The 22,645-nt window shown below is 62.2% G+C and carries 16 protein-coding genes; 9 read left to right on the top strand and 7 right to left on the bottom strand.

The genetic code is table 11. From position 1 onward, the window contains the following. Positions 1–693: 693 nt before the first annotated feature. Genes IAG25_RS04455 through IAG25_RS04465 form a run of 3 tightly spaced genes read right to left on the bottom strand, consistent with a single transcriptional unit; the run spans position 694 to position 5,635 of the window. The gene (locus IAG25_RS04455; RefSeq protein ID WP_187603758.1) at positions 694–3,024 is read right to left on the bottom strand and encodes a cytochrome P450/oxidoreductase; all 2,331 of its coding nucleotides are present in this window, start codon (positions 3,022–3,024) and stop codon (positions 694–696) included. Between the two features lie 47 nt (positions 3,025–3,071). Beyond that, positions 3,072–4,235 carry a dienelactone hydrolase family protein gene (locus IAG25_RS04460; RefSeq protein WP_187603759.1) on the bottom strand — a complete coding sequence of 388 codons (1,164 nt, stop codon included), beginning with the start codon at positions 4,233–4,235 and terminating at the stop codon, positions 3,072–3,074. Between the two features lie 56 nt (positions 4,236–4,291). Continuing rightward, complete coding sequence (locus IAG25_RS04465) at positions 4,292–5,635, bottom strand: Nramp family divalent metal transporter (protein WP_187603760.1); 1,344 nt, start codon at positions 5,633–5,635, stop codon at positions 4,292–4,294. 262 nt (positions 5,636–5,897) lie between these two features. On the opposite strand from IAG25_RS04465, the gene IAG25_RS04470 reads away from it, so the two are divergent. The 5 genes from IAG25_RS04470 to rpoD all read left to right on the top strand — a co-directional run bounded on the left by IAG25_RS04470 (position 5,898) and on the right by rpoD (position 14,106). Next, positions 5,898–7,823 (top strand): phage integrase family protein, encoded by a 1,926-nt coding sequence (locus tag IAG25_RS04470; RefSeq protein ID WP_309243920.1) that lies wholly within the window; start codon positions 5,898–5,900, stop codon positions 7,821–7,823. 185 nt (positions 7,824–8,008) lie between these two features. Continuing rightward, the gene (locus IAG25_RS04475; RefSeq protein ID WP_187603762.1) at positions 8,009–9,187 is read left to right on the top strand and encodes a ParA family protein; all 1,179 of its coding nucleotides are present in this window, start codon (positions 8,009–8,011) and stop codon (positions 9,185–9,187) included. After that, the gene (locus IAG25_RS04480; protein ID WP_187603763.1) at positions 9,188–10,162 is read left to right on the top strand and encodes a ParB/RepB/Spo0J family partition protein; all 975 of its coding nucleotides are present in this window, start codon (positions 9,188–9,190) and stop codon (positions 10,160–10,162) included. Between the two features lie 507 nt (positions 10,163–10,669). Then, positions 10,670–11,800: a replication protein O gene (locus IAG25_RS04485; RefSeq protein WP_255503534.1), complete on the top strand. Its 1,131-nt coding sequence runs from the start codon at positions 10,670–10,672 to the stop codon at positions 11,798–11,800. 302 nt (positions 11,801–12,102) lie between these two features. Further along, positions 12,103–14,106 carry an RNA polymerase sigma factor RpoD gene (rpoD, locus tag IAG25_RS04490; protein ID WP_187603765.1) on the top strand — a complete coding sequence of 668 codons (2,004 nt, stop codon included), beginning with the start codon at positions 12,103–12,105 and terminating at the stop codon, positions 14,104–14,106. A gap of 89 nt (positions 14,107–14,195) precedes the next feature. Here rpoD and IAG25_RS04495 read toward each other — a convergent pair whose 3' ends face one another. From IAG25_RS04495 to IAG25_RS04505, 3 genes are all read right to left on the bottom strand, one after another. After that, positions 14,196–14,480, bottom strand: a complete 285-nt coding sequence (locus IAG25_RS04495) for a hypothetical protein (protein ID WP_238210780.1) — start codon at positions 14,478–14,480, stop codon at positions 14,196–14,198. Positions 14,481–14,807: 327 nt separating this feature from the next. Continuing rightward, positions 14,808–16,355, bottom strand: coding sequence for a methyl-accepting chemotaxis protein (locus tag IAG25_RS04500; RefSeq protein WP_187603767.1), 1,548 nt, complete (start codon positions 16,353–16,355; stop codon positions 14,808–14,810). A gap of 147 nt (positions 16,356–16,502) precedes the next feature. After that, the gene (locus tag IAG25_RS04505) at positions 16,503–17,207 is read right to left on the bottom strand and encodes a glutathione S-transferase N-terminal domain-containing protein (protein WP_187603768.1); all 705 of its coding nucleotides are present in this window, start codon (positions 17,205–17,207) and stop codon (positions 16,503–16,505) included. Positions 17,208–17,585: 378 nt separating this feature from the next. On the opposite strand from IAG25_RS04505, the gene IAG25_RS04510 reads away from it, so the two are divergent. Beyond that, on the top strand, positions 17,586–18,089 hold the full coding sequence (locus IAG25_RS04510; RefSeq protein ID WP_187603769.1) for a hypothetical protein: 504 nt from the start codon (positions 17,586–17,588) through the stop codon (positions 18,087–18,089). A gap of 70 nt (positions 18,090–18,159) precedes the next feature. Then, a complete protein-coding gene (locus IAG25_RS04515) occupies positions 18,160–18,927 on the top strand; it encodes an SDR family oxidoreductase (RefSeq protein WP_187603770.1) in 768 nt (255 codons plus the stop codon). 7 nt (positions 18,928–18,934) lie between these two features. Here IAG25_RS04515 and IAG25_RS04520 read toward each other — a convergent pair whose 3' ends face one another. Then, a complete protein-coding gene (locus IAG25_RS04520) occupies positions 18,935–19,165 on the bottom strand; it encodes a hypothetical protein (protein ID WP_187603771.1) in 231 nt (76 codons plus the stop codon). 250 nt (positions 19,166–19,415) lie between these two features. On the opposite strand from IAG25_RS04520, the gene IAG25_RS04525 reads away from it, so the two are divergent. Together IAG25_RS04525 and IAG25_RS04530 are read left to right on the top strand one after the other, a co-directional pair. Further along, a complete protein-coding gene (locus IAG25_RS04525) occupies positions 19,416–21,401 on the top strand; it encodes a sigma-54-dependent Fis family transcriptional regulator (RefSeq protein ID WP_187603772.1) in 1,986 nt (661 codons plus the stop codon). A gap of 191 nt (positions 21,402–21,592) precedes the next feature. After that, positions 21,593–22,642 carry an ATP-NAD kinase family protein gene (locus tag IAG25_RS04530; RefSeq protein WP_187603773.1) on the top strand — a complete coding sequence of 350 codons (1,050 nt, stop codon included), beginning with the start codon at positions 21,593–21,595 and terminating at the stop codon, positions 22,640–22,642. Positions 22,643–22,645: the final 3 nt, after the last annotated feature.

A 22,645-nucleotide genomic window follows, 5' to 3' on the forward strand; every position in this document is an offset into this window, starting at 1 on the left:
TCCCGAACGGGATGCGGCAAACGTGCAGCCAATTGCTTGGTCCATTTATATGGGCCTTTAATAAAATCTCTCAGGTTAAGCACCGGCCTTCTCTTTCGCCTTGCCGCCGTGAATCGCGCGAGCGTGATCCATCCGCGCGAACATTCTCGCGCTTTTGCAGCAGGGCATATGGAAGTTATTCGGTTTTGGGCGCTTGTGCGACGCACCAAATTAGTAACGATTCTAAACGGAAAACATGCGCAAAAAATTTCATATTAGTAGGTATAAACCCTAGTTTGAGTAAAAACACCCTTAATTAACTTGCTGCTTATCGCAGAAATGTTCGAACGCACGTTCAATAATCATCCTATATGACGGCGAAAATTGCGCAGGTTGTATGATCAATTCGCCCGTTTGGGTAAATGCGTAAGCGGATGCGCGGCGAATGTCGAACTGTGTCGGACCGTGCGAGCTTTCTGTCCTGGACGCGACGAATCCCGCGCGAGCGTTATTCCTTATATAAGAATTAACTACTGGGTATAACCAACTCGTCTTTATCAGGAACAAACTCGTTCTCTCCTAACGCTGAGACATGACGACGCGATGAAAATAAGCGCAGTTAATCGATTGTCTATAACCGCGACATTTTGACATCTGTCAGTGAAAGTAACGACTTCGAGTGGCCGGCGAAAGTCACTCGAAATCGCTGATTTGTCAAAGCGCTAAAACGAGCTTTGCGCCCTTCGCGCGCGAGCAGCACGCCATCATCCGATCGTTCGATTGCCGTTCGCCTTTTGTCAGCACCACGTCGCGATGATCGATTTCGCCCTGGAGCACGCGCACTTCGCATGATCCGCACAGACCTTCTTCGCAGTCGCTTTGCACATCGACGTTCGCGCGTCTGAGCGTCGTGAGTAAGGTCTGATCGGCCGGAACGGTCAGCACGAGACCCGAATCTTTCAGTTCGACCTCGAATGCGCGCTCGTGCTGCGGATCCAGCGTGCCCAGCTTCGACTCGAAATGCTCGATCTTGAGCGCCTCGTCGGGCCAGGATGCACTCGCGTTTCCGAGCGCATCGAGCATGCGCGCCGGGCCGCACGCGTAGACGAGCGTGCCCTCTTCCACCGCGAGCGCCGCGAAATCGTTGCGCGTGCCTTCTTCCGAGACGTACTCGCGAAGGCGTGCGCCGTGCAGCGCGCGCATCTCGTCGAGCAAGGCCATCGATGCGCGCGAGCGTCCGCTGTAATGCATCTCGTAGTCGATGCCGAGCGAGTGAGCGCGCCGCGCCATCGCGCTGATCGGCGTGATGCCGATGCCGCCCGCGATCAGCACGAGCTTTTTCGCGCGCTCGTCGAGACGGAAGTGATTGCGCGGGCCGCGAATACGCCAGTGCGCGCCGCGCTTCACGTTCTCGTGAACCCACGCCGAGCCTCCCCGGCTTTCCGTCTCGCGCAACACCGCGATTTCGAATGCTCCGGCGTCGCCCGGATCTCCGCATAGCGAATACTGGCGCGACAGGCCGGTGTCGCCGCAGACGACATCGATATGAGAGCCCGCCGTCCAGCGCGGCAGATCGCGCCCGTCCGCCGATACGAGCCGCACGCGCACGACACGATCCGCGCAAGCCTGAACCGAATCGACGATCACCGCGCGGCTCACCGCATGCGACGATGGCTCGCCGATGCGCACCACCGCGCGCGCCTCGCGCACGTTCGGGTCGGTGCGCTCGGGATTCATCGCCGGGTCCCATTCGACATACAGATGCTCCGGCCCGCGAAACGACGTGTTCGGCACATAGGTAAAACGCTGTTCGGCGAGGCGCATGTGCGGCAGGCGTCGCGTGAGCTCGTCGAGGAAAATCTGCATCTCCATGCGCGCGAGGTTCTTGCCCATGCACTGATGCGCGCCGTAGCCGAAGGTCAACTGATCGCTGGCGTTTTCGCGGCGAATGTCGAAAAGATCAGCATCGGCGAACTGATGTTGATCGTGATTCGCCGATGACGTGACGATCAAGAGCTTCGAGCCCGCGGGAATATCGATGCCGCCGATCTTCACGTCCTTCGTCGCGAGCCGCCGCCACGCCGCGACCGAGCCGTTATGACGCAGGCACTCTTCCACCGCGTTCGGAATCAGACTCGGGTCGTCGCAGATGTCGCGCCACGCCTGCGGATGTTGCAGCAGGAGCTTCAACGCGTTCGCGGTGGCGTTCGCCGTCGTCTCGTGCGCGGCGACGATGCCCGCCATCATCATCGAATGCAGATACGAGTCGGTGACGACTTCGGGCAATTCCTTCTGCTTGCGGATGCCGTATTGCATCCAGCCGGGACCGGACGGATCCTCACGCATCTTGTCGAGCACCTTGCCCGCGTATTGCCAGAACTTGCCGACGGCGTGCGCGACTTCGACCTGCTCTTCGGGCTTCGGCCGTCCCCACGTGTTGACCGTGTGCGCGATCGAATAGCGGCGCAGCGTGTCCATGTCTTCGTCCGGCACGCCGAGAAAATGCAGCGCGACGGTGAGCGGCACTTCCCACAACATCTGATCGACTAGATCGGCGCGGCCATCGTCGATGAATCGGTCGACGTATTCGCGTGCGAGCGCGCGCACCATCGGTTCATGATGCGCGAGCGCCTCGGGCGTGAACGGGTCCATCAGCGCGCGACGGCGCGGCATGTGCGCGGGTTCGTCCTCGTTGACGAGCGTGCGGTTGAGCGCGAAGCCGTACGACGCGAGCACCGCGTTCGCTTCGGGGCCAGTCGGCGTGATCTTCTCCAGCGCGATCGAAGGACTGAACGTGAGGTTGTCGCGGAAGATCGCCTTGATGTCGTCGTAGCGCGTGACGACCCAGTAGCCGAGTTTCGGGCTGAAGAACACCGGCTCCTGTTCGCGCGCCCACCGCACGTAGTCGGGCGGGTCTTGCTGATAGCCGTCGCCGAAGGGATCGAATTCAGCTGCGCGCGCGCTCACGGGGCAGCCGTCCGGCGCGCGCGATTCGTCGTGAAAGGGACATTGGGGCGCGGAGTGCGCGCCTGCCACGTCGGTCATGCCTGTCTCCGGATGGTTCTAATAGTGTGACCGTAGTATGCAACGGCTCAGATGGGCTTGCCCTCGCTCGACGACCAGTTGGGCATCAACTCATTGCTCGCCAAGGTTTCGTCGATGAGCTTCTTCGCGGCCTGCCGTCCCGCAATCGGCAGCCCGTCCGGATCGAGCACGCCGATCTGCACCAGCACCGACGCCTGATCCCAGTAGATATGCTCGTTGTAGAGCTTGTCGCCGCGAAAGCGGATCACGGCGAGCATCGGGATTTCGAAGTATCGGCCCGTCGGCGGAAGCCCGGGCAGCAGCCAGTCGATTTCGCGGTCGTGCGTCGCACAGAACACGAACTCGTCGACGACGCGATCCGCGCCGATCGTGCGCGACACCGGTATCAGCTTCGTATCGGCCGGGTTCGAATGGACGAAGTGATACTTGTAGAAGCGCTTCAACTGATCGTGACCGACGCCGCCCGTCATCGTCGGTACGTGATTCACGTAGGGCTCGGCGACCATTGTCGGCATCACGGCGTCGACATCGCGCGTGGCGAACTCGAAATAGCAGTGCTGCTCCCACAAATGATTCAGATCGAAGAGCGGGCCGAGCACCTTGCGCAGCATCGATAGCGTGCGCGAGTACGCCATCAGCGCGGCGGGTTTGTCGTAGTGCTCGCTGCCGGGCGCGATGAAGCCCGTCGATGTGCCCGGATAGGCATAGCGTTCGATGTTCGGTTTGTCCGCGAGCGCGGCCTCGACTTCGCGCGGGTCGTGCGCGCCGTGTTCGGGAAAGTGGAAGACCATCGGGCAGCGGATCGTCGGGATATCGGCGAGGCAGGCGGTGAAGTCGTCGGGGTAATAGCAGGCTGCGCAATCGACGTCGGCCTGTGCGGCGATGCGCGTCGCGAACCGCCCGCCACGCCCGAAACCGACCACGCCGACCTTGCCCGCATGCTGCGGCAACGCGCGAAGGGCATCGACGAGCGACGCGAAGTTTTCCGCCGCGATCCCGCCAGGCTTTGGCTCGTGCTCGGGCAGTCGCGGCGCGAGCACGACATAGCCTTCTTCGGCATAAAGGTCGGCTGTGCGCGTGACGAAGTCGTCGAGGCCCGCCGCGTCGTGAAGCAGCACGATGCCCGGCCCCGATCCCTTCGCGGGCTGCGTCACGTAGGCGGGAATGATCGTGCCGTCGCGCAGAGTGATGTCGATGAACGCGCCGCTCATTGTTCCTGTCTCCTTCTATATAGGGGGTGTTGTTTTTTTCCGCGCGCGATGTCCCGTTACGGCAGCAGCGTGTCGGTGAGCAGCTTGACGTTGAGCACGACGATCACGCCGGCGACGAGCCACGCCAGCCCGCTCGTCCAGCGCGAGACGGCGAAGACGCCCATTTTGCGGCGGTCCGACACGAAACGCACCAGCGGGATCACGGCGAACGGCAGTTGCATCGACAGGATCACCTGGCTCAGCACGAGCAACTGGCCGGTGCCCTTTTCGCCGTAGATCGCGGTGACGACGATCACGGGAACGATCGCGATCCCGCGCGTGATCAGACGCCGCGCCCAGTTCGGAATGTGCAGGCGCAAAAAACCTTCCATCACGATCTGGCCGGCGAGCGTCGCGGTGACGGTCGAATTCAGGCCCGACGCGAGCAACGCGACCGCGAAGAGCGTCGATGCAATGCTCAGGCCGAGCAGCGGCGACAACAAGTGGAACGCGTCGCCGATCTCCGCGACGTCGTTGTGACCGCTCGCATGGAACACGGCGGCGGCGACGATCAGGATCGCGGCGTTGATGAAAAGCGCGAGCGTCAGCGCGATGGTGCTGTCGATGGTCGCCCAGCGAATCGCGGAGCGCCGGGCCGATACCGATTTGCCGTAGGCGCGCGTCTGCACGATCGACGAATGCAGATACAGGTTGTGCGGCATGACCGTCGCGCCGAGAATGCCGATCGCCACGTAGAGCATTTCGCGATCCGCGACGATACGCGGCGAAGGGATGAATCCGCGCAGGACATCGGCGAACGGCGGCGCGGCGGCCGCGATCTGCAACGCGAAGCAACTCGCGATCACGACCAGCAGCGCGATGACGAAGGCTTCCAGCAAGCGAAAGCCTTTGTTGATCAGCAGCAGCAGAAGAAAGGCATCGAGCGCGGTCAGGAGCGCGCCCGCGATCAGCGGAATGCCGAAGAGCAGTTGCAGCGCGATGGCGGTGCCGATCACTTCGGCCAGATCGCATGCGACGATCGCCGCCTCGCACGCGAACCAGAGTGCGAAATTCACCGGCTTCGAGTAGTGATCGCGGCATGCCTGCGCGAGATCGCGTCCGGTCGCGACGCCGAGACGGACCGCGAGCGCCTGTAGCAGAATCGCCATCAGGTTCGACAACAGGATGACGGTCAGCGGCGTGTAGCCGAATCGCGAGCCACCGGCGATGTCCGTCGCCCAATTGCCCGGGTCCATGTAGCCGACGGAAATCATGTAGCCGGGACCGGCGAACGCGAGGAAGCGGCGGATCCATCGGCCGCCGGCCGGTACGTGAACTGACGCGTACACCTCCGGCAGGCTCGGGCGGAATGCGTCGTCCTGCTCGGGCGGTTTTGAGGTGGGGCGTACAGGATCAAGCATCGGCTCGTTTCTCCTGCGTGTAGCAGCTAATGATTTCCTGAAAATATGCGCCGCGCCGGATGAAGATTCAAGCGCGCAGGACTGACGACGCATACGGCCACTCGGGTCGTACGTGCAGATGCTGATAATTCGACTTATCAGATGTAGCGATTTTTCTTGTCAAATTCGAAGCTGGTTGATAATCTCGCGCCAACTCACTGAAAAGAAAGCGTAAATGGCTCTCAACGCAGCACGCTCCGCACGAGGGTCGGCAGAAAGCGCGGTGGAATCTACGCCGGATACGGTCCGACTGCGCGCGCCGAACCGGCTCACACGCCAGCACTTCGCGCTGTATCGGGGCTATCTCGATGGCGTGTCGGAGGCGCAGTTGCACGCATCGTATGGCGACGCCAGCACCGATGTCCGGACCACGCGACGCCTGATCGACGCGCTCCGCGATACGCTGTCGGTCCTCGCCCGGCGCGCCCGCGATACGGAAGCCGCGCATTTGTTGCGGCTTCGCCCGGGCAGCATCCCGCTATTCGAGCCCAAGCCGGCCGCTACAGCCCCCACGCTTGACGACTTCCGCGAGAAGACCGATCCGGGTGGCGTTTACAGCGAATCCGAGTTGCTGGCGTTGTATGAGGAGGCTTATCCGCCGGACACCTCCCCTGCCCTGGACCGGCGCGCCGCGCGCAATGTGCGTTTGCGGCGCCGGCAGGCGGACGCGCTTGCGCGCATGGAGGCATCGCTTGCGCAGGATCCGAGTCCGGATCATCCCATCGACGGCTGGTTCGAGCCTGCGATCACCGCGCGACTCACGGCGGCGGGACTCACGACGCTCGCGGATGTAATCGAACTGATCGAAGGTCGACGGCATCGCTGGTACACAGTTGTGCCGCGACTCGGTCCGAAGGGCGCACAGCGCGTCGTCGACTGGCTCCAGCTTCATGCCCAGGCGCTTCGGCACACACTTTCACCGGTTACGCTTGTGCCGAGGCGGCAGTGGCAAGCGGGTGACGTCGCGCTGGCGCAACCTCCGGAAACCAGCGAACACCGCGAAGTGGTGATCGCGCCGATCGAGGCGCTGCGCGTCCCGCCGGCGCTCGACGGGTCCAAAGGGTCGAATCGGTCGGGCGTCGGCGCGCCGTTCGGCACGGATATTCGCGCGATTATTGCGTGGCTCGACGCCCGAGCGGGCAGCGCGCACACGCGGCGTGCGTATCGGCGCGAAGCCGAGCGCTTGCTCTTGTGGGCTTTGGTGGAACGGGGCAAACCCTTGTCGTCGCTCGATCGCGGCGAATGCAGCGAATACATCGACACGTTTCTGGCGAATCCGCAACCGGCGGCGCGCTGGATCGCTGCCCATCGTGGCGAACGATCTTTCGTCGGATGGCGGCCTTTTGCCGGACCTCTCTCCGACCGCAGCCGCGAAACGGCTCGCTCGATAGTGAGCGCAATGTGCGAATGGCTCGTCGGAGAGGGCTATCTGTCGGTGAATCCCTTCGCGGGATTGGCGCGCGTCGCGGCGCCGCCCGTGTTTGAATCGGCCACGCGCACGCTCGATCTCGCGCAGTGGAAATGCGTCCTGCAATCGGTTGAGCGTGATGTTTATTCGTTTTCGGAGCATCGCGACAGATTGGCGCTGCTTCTCGCCTACGCGACCGGCCTGCGCCGCGCCGAACTCGCAGCCGCAACGACCGACGCGCTCAGCTTGGGACGCTTGCCCGGCGTGGCTGGCGCGGTCTGGCGTCTTTCGGTCGATCAAGGCCGCGGCGCGCCGCGCACCGTGCTTTTGCCGCCAGTGGTCGTCGAAACGTTAACGGACAATCTCGCGATGCGCGGCCTGCAAGAGCCGCTGGATTGCGCTGAAGGCACACCGATCATCGCTCAGGCGCGCGGCGGGCAAGCCATCACGCCCGACGGTATCGGAAAGATCTTCAAGAGCATTTTCACCAACGCCGCCGCGTTCATGGAATCGCGCGCGCCGGGCAGCGGCCGACATTTGAAGCAAGCCAGCACGCACTGGCTGCGTCACACTCATTCGATGCACGCGCTGGGGCACGGCGCGGAGTTGCGCGAAATCAGCGCCGGCCTCGGCCACGCCGATCTCTCGACGACCTCGCTCTATCTCAGAAACGAGGACACGGGGCGCTTCCTTGGCGTCGAAAAACTGATTCGCAACGCGTCGATAGACTCGAAATTCTGAGAGTCTTCTTAATTTCGCGTTTACACGAGCGCTGAGCGTTGTAAAAATGCCCGGTGCGGGTGCTCAAGTACTTCAGAGTTTACTTGAGGTTTACCGGTTCGCCGTTTATTCTTCGGTTTGCAGCTTGTTTTCCACCAACCGAAGAATTATTTGCTTACCCAGGCCCGCCAGTGACTGCGAATTCCATGCTAAGCGCTCGGCTTCCCGAAGTCGATCAATCCGTTTCGATCGAAACGCTCTTGGGGGTGGCGGCCCAAGCCACTGACATCCTCAATCAGATCCGCGACGCGATGTTGGAGCCGTACCCGCGCAAAAGCGCGCCGACATTCACGAGCGCGCAGGTCGCATCGCTGTGCGGCGTCGATAAGCAGCGGTTCCAATACCTGACCACCAAGGGCGATCTGCCCGCGGGAACGTCCAAGGGCGCTGGCCGTAGCAAGGAGTTCACGCTCGAAGAGGCGCTGACCTGGATTCGCGCAACGAAGGAACGCACGCGACGGCCGGAAAGCAAGCGCGGGCGAATCGTGACCGTCGCGAACTTCAAGGGCGGCGTCGCGAAAACGACGACCGCCGTGTCGGCCGCACAGGCGTTGACGCTGCTCGGGCGCAAAGTGCTCGTCATCGACTGCGATCCGCAGGGCACGACCACCCAGTTGTGCGGATGGGCGCCCGACGCCGAAATCTCGGACGATCAGACCCTTCTTCCGCTCATATACGGCGATCGACAGACCCTCCACTACGCCGTGCAGGAAACGTACTGGCACAACCTGGACCTTATCCCGGCATCGTCGTCGCTTTTCGACGCCGAGTTCGAGATTCCCGCTAAGGTTTTGAACGATAGCACGTTCGAATTCTGGGAAATCGTGCGCAAGGGTTTGATGCCGCTCGCCAATGAGTACGACGCGATCGTCATCGACACGCCTCCGGCGCTCAGCTATCTGACGATCAACGCGCTGCTTGCGTCGGACGCAATCCTGCTCCCCTGCCCGCCCGAGGCGCTCGACTTCGCAAGTTCGACGCAGTTCTGGCACCTCTTCGCCGATATCGCGAAGAAGCTGCCGGGGGTGCTGGAGCAGAAGCGGTTCGATTTCGTGAACGTGATCATGACGAAAGCGAAGTCCGATGATGTATCGCGCGTCGTGCGCGGATGGCTGCAGAAGGCTTACGGCGATCGCGTGCTGCCCTTCGAAATTCCGGAATCGACGGTGCCGAAAGGCGCGTCGGCGCAACTGTCGACGGTCTATGACTTGTCGAAACCGGATGGCAGCACGGCCGCTTACAACCGGTTCAAAGAGCCGCTCGACCGACTCGCCGAGCATCTCGACGCGCAGTTCGTTCGCGCGTGGAATCAGAAGGAGGAATAAATGGGCATCGGGGACAGACTCCTCGCCAAGACAGCGAACATCGGCAGCAAGCCGACGGAAGCAGCGCAACCGCGTCCGGTCAGCACAGAGCCGCGCACGTCGCCAGGGCGATTGATGGACGCGCAGAATCGCATAAATAGCGCGCAGTCTCGAATCAAGGAACTTGAGTCGCAACTCGAGGAGCGTGCTGCGCTGGAAGTGCGACTTGATGCGCTCATCGAAGTACATGGGCGGCGCCGCAAACTTACGGCCGAGCAGTTTCAGGAATTGAAAAGCAACCTTGCCCAGCACGCGCTCGCCACGCCAATTTTGGTGCGCGCATTGCCGGAAGGTCGATTTGAAATCGTCGCGGGACATAACCGCGTTGCCGCTTATAGAGAACTCGGACGCTCGTCGATCCGCGCGAACGTTGCATCGATCGAGGAAGGCGAAATCGAGTTTGCGGCGTTCTTTTCTAACCTGCTGTCGCCGTCGCTAACCGACTTCGAGAAGTACTGGAACTTCAAGCGATTGCAGGAACTGAGCGGGCTGTCGCGCGCCGAGATTTCCGAGAGCGCGGGATTGAGCAAGAGCCACGTGACGCGAATCTTTTCGTTCGACGCGCTGCCGGAAGCGGCCAAATTAGCACTCGCTGAAAAGCCTGAACGTCTGGGAAGCAATGCGGCGCAGAAACTTGCCGCGCTGACCGAGGCAGGGAAATCGGAAAAGGTAGTGGAAGCGATTCGCCGGCTTATCGAGGACGAAAGCTTCACTCAGGACAAGGCCGTCGCGCTCGCAACGGAGAAACCTCGCGCGGCTGCGCCAAGCTCAACAGTTGTTCGCTCAGGCCGGAGAAAGATTTGCGAGGTGTCTACGAGAAACGGCGTCGTCGGCGTCCGCTTCTTTGAGAAGGAAGCGACTGACGCAGAGATGTGGGGACAGCGGATTGCCGACTTCATCAACAAGACGTTGAGCGAATCGGAACAGGATCAATGAACCTACTAGGTTTCCGTTTTAAATCAACAACTTAACGAACTAAGCGAAGTTTTGGGCGATGAACCTAGTAGAACTTACTTAGAAATCAATAACTTGATGATTCAGTACTGACGAGACTGCTATGTAACGAGCAAGCTGTAAAAAGACAAAAGCCTTCGGCGCCAACCGAAGGCTTTTGAATATCGGGCTTAACTGCATGTCGCCCGTTCCGCTTCCCGACGCCAATCGGGTCACGAGTACACACCTCGAAGTTTAGCGGAACGCGATGGGCAGTCAAGCGTTTGTCCTCCATTTTCCGAAATGGACGTACTTGACATGCGTATCGCGCAACGTTCCGTTGCAGGCGAGGTTGAATCTCGCCTTCAAAACCCTGATTCAGGACCCGCGGTAGCGGACCAACTCGCTCTCGATGAATACGCTTGCGATCGATCGAACCTTCCTTGGGTGATCTTTCGCGCGGCGCATCGCGCTACCCACACGACTGCGCTCCCCGCGCGAGCTCGAGCGTTGCTCGCTGCTCTCGCCCGCACCGTCGATGCGTCTCGCCCGTACGCACCGATCTTTGCACGGCGCGAGCTGCTCACCGGACGCGCACAACAATCAATGCGCACGTTCTATCGCAGCATGGACGATCTCGAAACCACCGGCTTCGTCACTCGGCCGCCCCAGACACGCTACGGAGCGGCTGGTTTGTTCGGGCGTGCCTACATTCATTTGACGCCGAAAGCCGCCGCTCTGCTCGGTCTCGTCGAACATCCAAGCGAAGGGCAGAAACCGTCCGTTCCTAGTCGGGAAGATGCCGCCAAAACCGAACGCGCCTTTTCTTTGGCGCCGCCGTCTGTCACCGTGGCAGACGGCGCTATATATAAGGATCTAATCCCTACTACTCAAAAGAGACAATCAGGACGCCTGCCCGCGGATCTCCACCGCTTGCTGTCTCTGGGATTTCGTGAATTTCTGATCTTCAAACTGATGCGCGAGGCGAGGCTTCACAAGAAACTTCTGTCGGATGTCGTGGAAGCCAGTTGGAATCATCTTCGTCGCGCCAAGCACCCGATCAGCTATCTCCGCACCCTGTTGCGTACGCCCGTCGATTTCGCCTACCGCGTCCGCAGTCAGCGACACGCACAAGCAGAAGAGCAGAACCAGCGCACGCGCGCCATACAAGTCGATACGGCCATTGCGAAGCTCATGGGTCAATCCTTCCTAAGCCGCGACGGACTTCGACGATATCGCGTTTCCGATGACGCCCGATCGATCGTCATTCATCACCGTGACGAGGCTCAACCGCGCGTACATGCGGGTACGTGGGCACCCGACTTCCTCGCCGCGCTTGAAGCAGGGCATATCGTGTTCCTCAACCCCGACGCCCCGAGTGGCATGCAGGCGGATTCCGAGCGAGTTGCTTCGACGCCCGACTCCGAAATCGAGCGCCCGTCGGAGGCGCACCTTAACGATCTCAAAGCGCTCCTACGCTTGAAGAGAGCCAACCCCGCCCCCACTATGAAGTCAAGGGAGGCCGCGAGGCCGTGGAGTCAAGGCCAGTCGACTTCACTCCCTTTGAGTTCGCTCTTACAGACGATTTCGCGTGTCGCGTCATCGACGAGACTTCGCGAAATACCTGGGTTGAAGTCGTGAGCAATCTTCGCGACCAACATCAGGACAGACTTAGATCAGACGAATGCCGCGCAATGGCAACGTCAGGAAAAGTTTTTTAAATCAGGCTGCTGCGACGCAGCAAATGCTGATATACTCTAAGGTTGCGCCTTAATGGGCGATTGGAAAACGCAAGTACCGCGTCTGGATGCGGTTTGCGTGTTTTGCTCGATGCGATTTTCAGCAAGCCGTCCGTGGTCGAAGCTGTCATCGAAATCATCGCGAGCCGTTACGCTCGCTCCCGGGGATCTGTCGTCGCCGAGCAAACCTGTCGAGGAGAAAGTATGGCAAGTTTTGATCGGGAAGATTCGGAGCTGGATATCGTCGCGCCGGCGCGCAAGGCACCAGGCCGGCGGGCGAACAAAGGGAAGGGCCAGGCCGGCACGATACAGCCCGATGTCGCGATGACCGCGGAGCAGAATGAAGAACGGCAACGTCAGATGCGCGCGCTCATCCAGTTGGGCAAGGATCGCGGTTATCTCACGCACGCCGAGATCAACGACCACCTGCCGGACAATTTCGCTGAAACGGCTGCGATGGAAACCATTGTCAGCACGTTCCACGACATGGGTGTCGCTGTCTACGAGCAGGCTCCGGATGCCGAAACGCTGCTGCTGAGCGATAGCGCCCCGAGCGTGGTCACCGACGAGCAATCGGACGAAGAAGCGGAAAACGCGCTATCGACGGTCGATTCCGAATTCGGGCGCACGACGGATCCGGTTCGCATGTACATGCGCGAAATGGGCGCAACCGAGCTGCTCACGCGTGCCGGCGAGATCGCCATTGCGAAGCGCATCGAAGACGGCCTGCACGAGATGATCCAGGCGATCGCGGCATGCCCGTCGACCGTCGCGACCATTCTCGCGGATGCATCGCAAGTCGAATCGGGTGAGCTCAAGATCGACGATCTGGTCGACGGCCTGAAGGAAGAGGACACGGCAGAGGAAGATATTTCGGCACCCGAAACAAACGACTCCGCCGACATCGACACCGATACCGATGACTCCGACAGCGACGAAGACGACGACGACGATCTGGACGGCGGCGATGCTGGCGCATCGAACGAAGCGCGCCTGAAGCAATTGAAGGCCGATTGTCTCGAAATCTTCGCACGCGTGCGCGAGCTGGCCGAACAAGCGAGCAATCCTAAGGGTTCGGGCGCCGTCGCGACGAAGGCAGTCGAAAAAGCGCGCACCGAAATCCAGCGCGAGCTCGGTTCGATCCGCTTCACGGCGAAGACCATCGACCGCCTGTGTGTCGACGTTCAGCAGCGCGTGGCGCAGGTGCGTGATATCGAGCGTCGCGTTTTGCAGATCGCGGTGGATCGTTGCGGCATGCCGCGCGAGAAGTTCGTCGAATCGTTCGTCGGTCACGAGACCGATCTCGATTGGACGTCGCGCGCCGCTGCGGGCTCGAAGCATTACGGCGCGTCGCTCGAGCGCAGCTTGCCCGCGATTCAGGCCGAGCAGCAAAAGCTCATCGATGTCGAAGGCGTGGTCGAAATGCCGCTCAAGCAACTCAAGCAGATCAACCGTCAGATGACGGCTGCCGAGTTGAAGATGCGTCAGGCCAAGCGCGAGATGATCGAAGCGAACCTGCGTCTCGTGATTTCGATCGCGAAGAAGTACGTGAATCGCGGCATGCAGTTCCTGGATCTGATCCAGGAAGGCAACATCGGTCTGATGAAGGCGGTGGACAAGTTCGAATATCGCCGCGGCTGGAAGTTCTCGACGTATGCGACGTGGTGGGTTCGTCAGGCTGTGACGCGTTCGCTCGCGGATCAGGCGCGCACGATTCGCGTGCCGGTCCACATGATCGAAACGATCAACAAGCTGAACCGCATTTCGCGCGAGATCCTGCAGCAAACAGGTCAGGAAGCGCATCCGTCCGTGCTCGCCGAGCGTATGGAAATGCCGGAAGAGAAGATCCGCGGCATTCTCAAGATCGCCAAGCAGCCGGTGTCGCTGGAAACGCCGGTCGGTGAAGATGCCGATGCGACGCTCGGCGACATGATCGAGGATCAGGGCGCTGCGTCGCCGGCCGATGCCGCCGTGCACGCGAATATGCGCGCCGCGATCGACGATGCGCTCAATGCGCTGTCGCCGCGCGAGGCGAAGGTGCTGCGTATGCGCTTTGGCATCGACACGGCGTCTGACTACACGCTCGAAGAGCTGGGCAAGCAATTCGACGTGACGCGCGAGCGTATTCGTCAGATTGAAAGCAAGGCGATGCGCAAGCTCATGCATCCGAGCCGCGCCGACAAGCTGCGTCCTTTCCTGGATCGCTGATCTACGGGCCGTCCGGACTACCTTCGGACGAACTCGAAAGCGCGTGCCGCCGATTCAGGCGGCACGCGCTTTTTTATTTCCCGGTCGCATCAACCGTGAGCGGTGCCTTTGGGCATCTTGGCGTTCGCGCACGCCTGTAGCGCGGCGATCGCCTTGTCGGCGAGCGTCATCGTTTCTTCGCAGGCGAGCCGGTCGCGGAAGATCGAGCATCCGCCGCCCGCGTTGATCCGCGCCACGGCGCTGCGCACCTTGTCCAGCGCCGATTGCGGCGAACCCGTGTCGCGGATGATCGAGGCGACGTCGAATGCGCTGCCGGCGTCGGTTTCGACGTAGCCGGGACATTGCGTCTGCGCATGAGCCGCGACGCAGATCATTCCGATCGCGGCGATGGCGGGAAATCGTCGCGATCGAGCAGAACGGAAAGGAAAGGCGAGGGGAGAAAAAGAGCGGAAGGGGCTATCCATGGGCGTCACCACCGTCAGATATCGCATCGAAGAACGTGAACGTTCGGCGAATTCGTGTCGGCTGGGAACGCACATGCTTGTCCACAGATACCGTGCACAAGCATGTGGATATCCTGAGCATCGCCGGATCAAGCTCTTGATGCGTAACGCATTTCATCCGGCGAACGAAATTCGCGCGCTGCTTCGCCTCCCATTCTGAACCGGTTGAAAAAATCGTGTCTACGCGAAAAAAAATGGCTAGACCTGAAACGCCCGGACAGTCTGCCTGAGCTCGCGCGCCTGTGCGTCGAGCGACAACGCCGAGGCCGACGCTTCGTTCACCAAGGCCGCATTTTTCTGCATGAGTTGGTCCATCTGCGACACCGCGTCGTTCACTTCGTCGATGCCGCTGCTTTGCTCGCTCGACGCCGTGGCGATCGCTTCGACCAGCGCGGACACGCCGTCGACGGAATCGAGCAGATCGGCGAGCGTCGTGCCCGCGCGTTTCACTGTCGCGCCGCTCGATTCCACGTGCGCGTTCACCTCACGCGTCAGTTGCGAGATTTCCTTCGCCGCACCCGACGAGCGTCGCGACAGCGCGCGCACTTCCTCCGCGACCACCGCGAAGCCGCGCCCCAGCGATCCGGCGCGCGCCGCTTCCACCGCGGCATTCAGCGCGAGCAAATTGGTCTGAAACGCGATCGATTCGATGACGCTCGTGATCTGCTCGATTTGCGCCGAACGTGAGGACAGATCGGTCATGCGCGCGATCGCATCGGCGACGGCGCGCTCGCCGTCCTTTGCCCGTTCCGATGCTTCTTTCGCGAGTTCGCGCGCGCGGTTCGCGTGATCGGCGTTGGTGCGCACCGTCGCCGCGATCTGCTCCATGCTGGCCGACGTCTGCTGCAAGCTCGCCGCGTGTTCTTCCGTGCGCGCCGACAGCGCGTGATTGCCTTCGGTGATGTCCGCCGCCGCGATGCCGATGGTGTCCGTCGATCGCTTGATGTCGCCGACCATCGCCGCAAGCTGGCTACGCATCAGACCCATCGCGTGCATCAGGCTTTGCGTGTCGCCGGGCGCGACGGGCACGTCGGTCAGCAAGTCGCCTTTCGACACGCGCCGTGCGACGCTCGCCGCGAGTTCCGGCTCGCCCCCGAGTTGACGCACGAGCGTGCGCGCCATCGAAAAGCACAGCCCGCCGACGAGCGCCACGCCCGCGGCGATGCACGCGCCGACCGTCCACTGCACGATGCGGCTCACGCGCTGCGCGTCGTCGTATTCCCGCTGCGCGGCGGTGAGCTGGAACGCGCGCAGTTCGGTGCTTTCCTGCTTGACGCGCTTCGCCTGCGGCTCGATCTGCTGCGTCACGATCCACTGCGCTTCGGACAAATTGTTGGCGGCGAGCAGATTGGCCGTCGGACGAAAACCCTTGTCGCGCAGCGTCGCCCAATCGGCGGCGAGGCGTTTGGCTTGCGGCGCCTCGGTCGCATCGAGCGGATAGCGCAGATATCGGCCGAGCAGGGCATCGACATTCGCGATGCGCTGCTGCGTCGACGCGACCACGGCTTGCGTCTTTTGCGCCGACGGATCGAGCACCGCGTCGCTGATCGCGAACTGGCTTTGCGTGATGAGTTCGTCGATGGTCGAGATGGTTTGCAGCGCCTGCGCGCGGCCTTCGAAGACGTGACGCAGCGCGGCATTGCCTTGCTGGACGCCGAATAATCCGGCGCCGCCGACAACGACGAGCACGGCGGTGACCGCGCCCGTGACAATCGCGAGGCGCGCCTTGACGGTGAGCTTTGACATGTTCGGTAGAGGAGGGAAGTGCGCGAGGAAGTCCGGGCCCGGGCGCGGCGTTGCGCAGCGCGATGGTCAATCTTCAGACATTTTCGAAAGAGCGCACTCTACCGGTCGTTCAAGACGGTCGTGTGACAACCGTCTTTCGCATACGGATCAATCGCGTTTCGGGATTTCCAGTCCGCGCTTCACGGCAGGCCGCGCCAGAAAAGCTTCGAGCACGCGTTCGACGTTTTTGAATTCATGGAAATCGACGAGTTCCCGCGCCTCGTAAAAGCCGATCAGATTGCGTACCCACGGAAACGTCGAAATATCCGCGATGCTGAGTTCGTCGCCCATGATCCAGTCGCGGCCGTCGAGCCGTTGGTCGAGCACGGCAAGCAGCCGCTTCGACTCGGCGACGTAACGCGCGCGCGGCCGCTTGTCCTCGTATTCCTTGCCCGCGAATTTATGGAAGAAGCCGACCTGCCCGAACATCGGACCGATGCCGCCCATCTGGAACATCAGCCATTGCAGTGCTTCGTAGCGTTTCGCCACATCGTCGGGCATCAACTGGCCGCTTTTCGCCGCGAGATAGATGAGGATCGCGCCGGATTCGAACAACGGCATCGGCTCGCCGTTCGGGCCGTCCGGATCGATGATCGCGGGAATCTTGTTGTTCGGATTGAGCGATAGAAACTCCTCCGACAACTGGTCGTTCTTGTCGAAGCGCACGAGATGCGGCTCGTAGGGCAGGCCGGTTTCCTCCAGCATGATCGAGACTTTCACGCCGTTCGGCGTCGGCAGCGAGTAGAGCTGGATGCGCTCCGGATGCTGAGCGGGCCATTTGCGAGTGATGGGAAAATCGGAGAGCGCGGTCATGAAAAGGTCCTTTTTAGTCGAACCGCGAATATAACCATTTCGCCGAATTCGTGTTCCGCATGGCGGCAGTGCGGCGTGTCATCGGGCGGACGCATCGATAGGGAAAGATTGAGGGATCTCGTACAGACGCGGCCTGTCGAAGCGCAGAGTCTGTGTATATCTCTAATACAAAGACGATTGTAGGAATCGCTGTACACACACGAGGATTGCGCGTAACGCCTTCGGTCAAGAAGTCAACCAACAAAGAACAAACCAAGCCCTTGCGGGAACAATGCAGCGCGTGCGCGAAGTGCGGGCCGGATCGCTGGCTCGCTTATTGCATCGATGCGGATGCCGAGAATCCGTGTCGGACTTTACGAACCGTTGGTTACCGCTGCCATGAAAACCGCTCCTCTCGCAACGCTCACCGCATTCGCTGCCGTGGTCGGGGGACTACTGCCCAGCCTGTGCGCCGCGACGCCTCTCGAAAGCCAGCTCGACTGCAAATCCAGTGCGCACAGGTTCATCGCGCCGCTCGTCGCCGACAAGTCCATCGACGCGCGTCCCATGCGCGTCGAGGCGAACTCCGTGAACGCCTTCAAGCCGACGCACGGCAGCGATCTCACCGCCTACGGCTTTCGCGTCTTCGCCGTGCTGGGCTACGAGCAGGGCGACGACATGTTCAAGCGCGGCAGCGGCCAGCCGATCAACGATTCCGCGTACGGCGTCGTGGTGCTCGCCGCGTCGGAATCGGTGGAGGCGAAGGTGCGCGAATCGGGCAGCACGGCGGTCGTAAAACAGGTCGTGCCGATGGTGATGACCGCCATCTTCTGCGATGGCAACGGCGTCCACAACACGACGACGGCGGGCGCGGTCACGACGGAAGCATCGCGTAATCGCTGATTCATCGCGATAATGTTCTCCCGATTTGCGCGCGCATGTGTCGCGCGCTCAACAACAGGAGAACGCAGACATGTCCGACGCAGCCAACCAGTCTCAACGAATCGCCATCGTCACCGGAGCGGGCAGCGGCATCGGGCGCGCGGCCGCGCTCGCGTTGCTGGGCGACGGCTGGTCGGTCGTACTGGCAGGAAGGCGTCCCGCGCCGCTCGAAGCGGTGATCGGCGAATCCAACGCGGCGCAACGCGCGCTCGCCGTGCCGACCGATGTTTCCGATCCGCAATCGGTCGAGAAGCTCTTCAAGGCGGCGGTCGAGCGCTTCGGCCGCGTCGATCTGCTGTTCAACAACGCCGGGGTGTCGAATCCGCCCGGACCGTTCGAGGACTGGACGCCCGAGCAATGGCGCAATGTCGTCGACATCAATCTGAACGGCATGTTCTATTGCGTGCAGCAGGCGTTTCGCACGATGAAGGCGCAAACGCCGATGGGCGGGCGCATCATCAACAACGGCTCGATTTCCGCGAGCGCACCGCGCCCGAACTCGGCGGCCTACACGGCGACGAAGCACGCGGTGCAGGGCCTCACGAAAACCGCATCGCTCGATGGCCGGAAGTACGACATCGCGGTCGGGCAAATCGATGTCGGCAACGCTTTCACCGAGCTGTCCGAGCGTATGTCGCGCGGCGTGCCGCAGGCGAACGGCGAGATCGCCGTCGAACCTATGATGGACGTGAAGTTCGTCGGCCAGTCGGTGCTTTACATGGCGAATCTGCCGCTCGAGGCGAACGTGCTGTTCCACACCGTGATGGCGACCAAGATGCCGTTCGTCGGCCGCGGCTGAGTCTTTCCTACGCAGTCCGATACCAGACGCGAATACCCGAGTACCAGTGGCTCACGCTGGTATCGTCGCCGGCGCCGAACGTCGAGAGGCTCTCGACGTTCAGCACGTCGATTCCATTCTCCGCGATCCACCTGTTCGCGCGCTCGACGAGCGCCGCGCCGTTCTCGTACACATTGCCCTTGATGATGTGATGCTGCAGAACCTGTCGCTCGAAGTCTTCGTAAGCGATCTTTGCCATCCGTTGTCTCCTGTCTTTTCGTTTTGATGCGCCGGGATATCGGCACGCGTTTATGTTGCGGCGCAGCGCTATCGCCGCATGACGCGTTCTGCCGATTCGAGCATCATATGGCCTGACACACGCTCGTGCGAATCGGTATATCCCGCGTTCGCACGCAGCGAAGAATGAAAGCATTGCGGGAGGCGATCAAAACAAAAGCGCGCTGCCAGGCGCCGATAAGTGCCTCACTCAAGGAGACAAGGAGAGCACGATGGACATGCGGCAACGCGAGCACATCGAGGCAGTCGTCGCGGCGACGACGCGGGCGGAACCGGTCGTGTCCGCGCCCGCGCCGCTGCGCACGCACGAGAGCATCATCGAGTCTTCGTGGCGGCGTTGCGTGCATCAGTACGGGCTCGATCCGTCGCGCATGCAGGAAGCGCGCATCCTGCCGCAGACGCGCCTGCGCGAGCATCAGCAGCGTATCGACGATTTCGCGCGCATCGCGCGTCACGGCCTGGAGACGCTTTACGAGCAGGTCGCGGGCATGGGCTACGTCGTGCTGCTGACCGATGCGCTCGGCGTGACCGTCGACTACATCGGCGATTCGAACACGGATTTCGCGCTGCGCCGCGCGGGCCTGTATCTCGGCGCGCAATGGAGCGAAGCCGGCGCCGGCACGTGCGCGGTCGGCACCGCGCTCACGACGGGCCACGCCCTCACCGTGCATCAGATCGATCATTTCGACGCGACCCATATCCCGCTGACCTGCACAGCAGCGCCGCTCTACGATTCGCGCGGCGCGCTCGCCGCGATCCTCGATATCTCCGCGCTCACGTCGCCGCAAGCGCGCGACAGCCAGAATCTCGCGCTGCAGCTCGTGCGCATCTACGCGGGGCATATCGAGAACGCGAACTTCCTGCGCACGCACCGGCAGGACTGGATTCTGAAGCTGAACACATCGCCCGAATTCGTCGATGTCAATCCGGAATATCTGATCGCGCTCGATGCGAGCGGGCGGATCGTCGGACACAATCGCCGCGCGCACGCGATGCTCGCGGCGGAAATCGGCCGGCCGATCGCGCCCGGCGAAGCGGCGGCGTCGCTGATCGGCGTGCCGTTCGACACGCTCTTCGATACGCGCATCGACGAACTGGGCCGCTTCGTGTATTCGCGGCCGAGCGAGTTGCGCGCGGTGCCGCTCGCGAAATCGGGCGCGCTGCTTTACCTGAGCGTGATGCCGCCCGCGCCGTGCTTCGCGCCGGCCACGAACGCGGCTTCACAGCGTAGCGTCGAAGTGCCCGCGCCGCTGGCCGCGCTCTGCGGCGGCGATGCCGCGCTCATGCGTCAACTGCAACGCGCGGCGAAGCTCGTCGATTCACCGATCAATCTGCTCGTCAACGGCGAAACCGGCAGCGGCAAGGAATTCTTCGCGAAGGCGCTCCATCGCGCGAGCGCGCGGCGCGCGGGGCCGTTCGTCGCGGTGAATTGCGCGGCGATTCCGGAGACGCTCATCGAAAGCGAATTGTTCGGGCATCTGCCGAACAGCTTTTCGGGCGCAGGCGCGAAGGGCAAGCGCGGGCTGATTCAGGAAGCCGACGGCGGCACGCTCTTTCTCGATGAAATCGGCGACATGCCGCGCGAACTGCAATCGCGTCTACTGCGCGTGCTGGCCGAAGGCGAAGTGCTGGCGATCGGCGCGTCGCGTCCCGTATCGGTCGATGTGCGCGTGATTTCCGCGACGCATCATTCGCTCGACGCGCTCATGCAGGACGGACGCTTCCGCGAAGACCTGTACTACCGCTTGAACGGCGCGCGCTTCACGCTGCCGCCGCTGCGCGAACGAAGCGATCTCGACTGGCTCGTCGACAAACTCCTCGAAGGCGCGGTCACGCTGTCGCCTGCGGCGCGCGAGCGCCTGCATCGGCATGAATGGCCGGGGAATCTGCGCGAGCTCAGCAACGTGCTGCGTTATGCGCGCGCGGTGTGCTCGAACGGTCTGATCGAAGTCGACGACCTGCCCGAAGGATTCGCAGGCGTGGCCGCGCCGGTCGAGCCACCGCCGCGCGTCATCGAGGAATTCGACTCGCACCGGCTGCCGCCGGAAGGCATGCTGCTGATGCAGTATCTGCGCGCCGCGAGCTGGAACCTGAGCGCGGTCGCGCGGCAGATCGGCGTGAGCCGCATGACGCTGTATCGGCGCATGGCGCGCTATGGCATCCGCTCGCCGAATCAGCGCGACGCGAACGGGCACTGAGCACCGATACGCCTGTACCCCCTCCGATACACCTGCCGCTGTGACACCTGTCACGGCGGCGCCCCGTACACCCTCCGAAGCGCCCGTTTTCCGCGGGTAATCCCTCGCTTTTTCGCGTCCGAACGCGCCGTTCCGATTGGCATGGCGCTTGCCTTTATCCGCCGCACAAAACGCAAAACGGAGACACAGGCATGCGTGAAAACGCGGCGCCGCTCGTCGGCATCATCGCCAATCCTGTTTCGGCGCGCGACATCCGGCGCGTCATCGCGAACGCGAACAGCCTGCAACTCGCGGACCGCGTGAACATCGTGTTGCGGCTGCTTTCGTCGCTGGCGTCGTGCGGCGTCGGGCGCGTGTTGATGATGCCGGACCGCGAAGGCCTGAAGGTCATGCTCCAGCGCCATCTCGCGCGCAAGCACGGACCGGATGCCTCACTCGCCAAAGTCGAATTTCTCGACATGCCCGTGACCGCGCGTGTCGACGATACGTTCCGCGCCGCGCGCATGATGCGCGAGGCCGGCGTCGATGCGCTCATCGTGCTCGGCGGCGACGGCACGCATCGCGCGGTCGTGCGCGAGTGCGGACAAGTGCCGATCGCGGGTCTTTCGACGGGCACCAACAACGCGTATCCGGAAATGCGCGAGCCGACCATCTCGGGACTGGCGGCGGGGCTTTATGCGACGGGCCGCGTGCCGTCGAGCGAAGCGCTCGCGTCGAACAAGCGGCTCGACATCGAGATATGCGATTCGAAAGGCAACGTGCGCCGCGACATCGCGCTCGTCGATGCGGTCATCTCGCACGAGCATTTCATCGGCGCGCGGGCGCTGTGGAAGATCGATACGCTCGCCGCCGTCTACGTCTCCTACGCCGATCCGCAGGCGATCGGCATGTCCGCGATCGCGGGCCTGCTCGAACCGCTCGGCCGTCACGATCCGGGCGGCATTGCAATCGAGCTCGCCGCGCGGGGCCAGGGCGAATTCGATCTGCACGCGCCGATCGCGCCGGGTCTCATCGAAGCCGTGCCGATCGCGAACTGGACGCGCTTGTCCGATGGCGTGCCGCATCGCGTGAAGCAGCGCTCGGGCATCGTCGCGCTCGACGGCGAACGCGAGCTCGCCTTCGGCCCCGACGATGAAGTCACGATCACGCTGAAGGAAAACGCCTTTCGCAGTATCGACGTGGCCGCGTGCATGCGTTACGCGGCCACGTCCGGGCTGATGCGTCAGCTCGAGCTTCGTTAATCC

Origin of the sequence: Caballeronia sp. EK, from assembly GCF_014384845.1 — a bacterium.
GTDB classification, from domain to species: Bacteria; Pseudomonadota; Gammaproteobacteria; order Burkholderiales; family Burkholderiaceae; genus Caballeronia; species Caballeronia jiangsuensis.

Excerpts from the sequence above, each read along its gene's own strand:
- IAG25_RS04455 (WP_187603758.1), bottom strand. The coding sequence starts at position 3,024 with ATGACCGACGTGGCAGGCGCGCACTCCGCGCCCCAATGTCCCTTTCAC.
- IAG25_RS04460 (WP_187603759.1), bottom strand. The coding sequence starts at position 4,235 with ATGAGCGGCGCGTTCATCGACATCACTCTGCGCGACGGCACGATCATT.
- IAG25_RS04465 (WP_187603760.1), bottom strand. The coding sequence starts at position 5,635 with ATGCTTGATCCTGTACGCCCCACCTCAAAACCGCCCGAGCAGGACGAC.
- IAG25_RS04475 (WP_187603762.1), top strand. The coding sequence starts at position 8,009 with ATGCTAAGCGCTCGGCTTCCCGAAGTCGATCAATCCGTTTCGATCGAA.
- IAG25_RS04480 (WP_187603763.1), top strand. The coding sequence starts at position 9,188 with ATGGGCATCGGGGACAGACTCCTCGCCAAGACAGCGAACATCGGCAGC.
- rpoD (WP_187603765.1), top strand. The coding sequence starts at position 12,103 with ATGGCAAGTTTTGATCGGGAAGATTCGGAGCTGGATATCGTCGCGCCG.
- IAG25_RS04495 (WP_238210780.1), bottom strand. The coding sequence starts at position 14,480 with ATGATCTGCGTCGCGGCTCATGCGCAGACGCAATGTCCCGGCTACGTC.
- IAG25_RS04500 (WP_187603767.1), bottom strand. The coding sequence starts at position 16,355 with ATGTCAAAGCTCACCGTCAAGGCGCGCCTCGCGATTGTCACGGGCGCG.
- IAG25_RS04505 (WP_187603768.1), bottom strand. The coding sequence starts at position 17,207 with ATGACCGCGCTCTCCGATTTTCCCATCACTCGCAAATGGCCCGCTCAG.
- IAG25_RS04510 (WP_187603769.1), top strand. The coding sequence starts at position 17,586 with ATGAAAACCGCTCCTCTCGCAACGCTCACCGCATTCGCTGCCGTGGTC.
- IAG25_RS04515 (WP_187603770.1), top strand. The coding sequence starts at position 18,160 with ATGTCCGACGCAGCCAACCAGTCTCAACGAATCGCCATCGTCACCGGA.
- IAG25_RS04520 (WP_187603771.1), bottom strand. The coding sequence starts at position 19,165 with ATGGCAAAGATCGCTTACGAAGACTTCGAGCGACAGGTTCTGCAGCAT.
- IAG25_RS04525 (WP_187603772.1), top strand. The coding sequence starts at position 19,416 with ATGGACATGCGGCAACGCGAGCACATCGAGGCAGTCGTCGCGGCGACG.
- IAG25_RS04530 (WP_187603773.1), top strand. The coding sequence starts at position 21,593 with ATGCGTGAAAACGCGGCGCCGCTCGTCGGCATCATCGCCAATCCTGTT.